Origin of the sequence: Amycolatopsis dongchuanensis (assembly GCF_039542405.1) — a bacterium.
Lineage (GTDB): Bacteria > Actinomycetota > Actinomycetes > Mycobacteriales > Pseudonocardiaceae > Amycolatopsis_E > Amycolatopsis_E sacchari.
Genome location: NZ_BAABIB010000030.1, coordinates 1 through 1839 on the forward strand (window position 1 = coordinate 1; position 1839 = coordinate 1839).

A 1839-nucleotide genomic window follows, 5' to 3' on the forward strand; every position below is an offset into this window, starting at 1 on the left:
GGGCCTTGGCGACCTCCCCGGCCCGGCCGGGCTTGGTGCCCATCACCGCGAGCACGTCGGCCAGCAGGTCCCGCTCCTCCTCGGCCGGGGCGCTGCCGCTGATGCGGGCCTGTTCGCGCAGTTGCAGGGCGCGCTGGGTGACGCGGTGGGCGTCGCGCTGGTCGACGTAGAAGCTGCGCAGCAGGCCGGGCTTGGCGGTGAACCCGCGCTGCATGCAGGTGCCGATGTCCCCCGGGCCTTCGTCGGTCTTCGGGGTCAGGCCGACGGCGGAGATTCCGGCCTTGTAGCTGCCGGTGCCCAGCACGGCGTCGTTGCCGTTCTGGTCGCCGATGGCGAAGCACGCCTTGTTGCTGGCAATGCTGATGATCTTGCGCGGGAGCGCGTCCTTGGACGGCTCGGGGGTGAGGAACATCAGGGTGATGGCGTACTTGCGGGCGGTGGACATGAGCTTGGAGGCCACCTCGATCGCGTTCTTGCCGTGCTTGCCCAGGAACAGGTTCTGGCACTCGTCGATGACCACCACGCGGGGCCTCAGCCGGTCGTCTTTCTCGGCCAGCTCACGAGTGACGGCGCGGGCGTCGTGCTCGCGCAGCGCCTCACCCCGCACCGTGAGGTCTTCGTAGAGCTCGTGCAGCAGGGCCATGCAGGCTTCCACCGTCTCTTCCCCCGCGCCGGTGCGCAGGGACCGCAGCCGCGGTTTCATCGGCTCGAAGTCGGCGTTCTCGGCCATCACGATCACGTCGATCTCGACCAGCGGGTCCAGCATCGCGCCCAGCGCCAGGGTGATCGCGAGCGTGGACTTGCCGGAGCCCATCATCCCGCCGAACACGTAGTTGGCCTCCGACAACCGGCCCCGCACCACGTCGCCCTTGATGGTGACCCCGGCCGGCACCCCGGTGAAGTAGTCGGTCTGGGCGTTGTCCAGGTCTTCCAGCAGCGGCCACGGGTCGACCGGACCGGACAGCGCGCCGGGCTTGGCCACCCACAGGTCCAGCACGGACGCCTGCGGTTCGGTCGGCCACACCTCGATCGGGAAGCGCACCAGGTTGTGGGCCAGGGTGTTCTTGCGCTTGACGATCTCCTCCACCGGGCACGCGGGCGGGAGGGCGAGCTGGGCGCGCCAGCCCTTGCCGTCGATGGTGGGCGGCATCAGGAACTTGATCCGCCACCCCTCCTTCATCGCCCGGGTGAAGCCGGGGATGTTGAGGTTGCGCAGCGCGTTGAGGATGGTGTTCTCGTCCGGCAGGCCGTCCATCTGGTCGCCCTCGGGCTCCGGGTCGGCCAGCCAGCCGGGCACCTCGCCGTGCTGCTTGCCCACCCGGTACAGGTAGACCAGCCCGGCGGCGGTGCCCCCGGCCAGCAGGAACACGCCGTAGCTGGTCAGGAACCACACCGAGAACGCGATCGCGTCCAGCACCGCGCCGATCGGCCCGATCACGTCGGCGATGTTGCCCGAGTTGATCGCGAGGATGATCCCGAGCACCAGCAGCAGCCCGGCCAGCCCGACCAGCCCGATCGCCCCGGCCTTGATGAGCTGACCAGGGGCTTTGATCCAGTCCATCACGCGGTCGTGGCGGCGCTGCTTCTCCGCCACGTCGGCCTCCTGCCAGTACCGCAACGCTTCCTGGTCACCGGCCGCCTCAGCGGCGCGCATCTGCCGCTCGTAGCGGGAGGGGCCGTGGGTGTCGCGCCACCGCTTGATCACCACCCCAGCCCCGGCCAGCGGATAGCCGACCGCGTGCCGGAAGGTGGTCTTGGTGCGGTCACTGGTCACCACCGTCCGCGTCACGCGGTAGGCGGTGGCCAGGTCGCGGCGGTAGCCCTTGTAGCGCTCGATGG

Annotated in this window: 1 protein-coding gene; it reads right to left on the reverse strand. The window is 70.0% G+C overall.

Going from position 1 to position 1839, the window contains the following annotated elements:
* On the reverse strand, positions 1 to 1839 hold a 1839-nt coding region (locus tag ABFX51_RS05850), incomplete at both ends, for a zonular occludens toxin domain-containing protein (protein ID WP_346052635.1).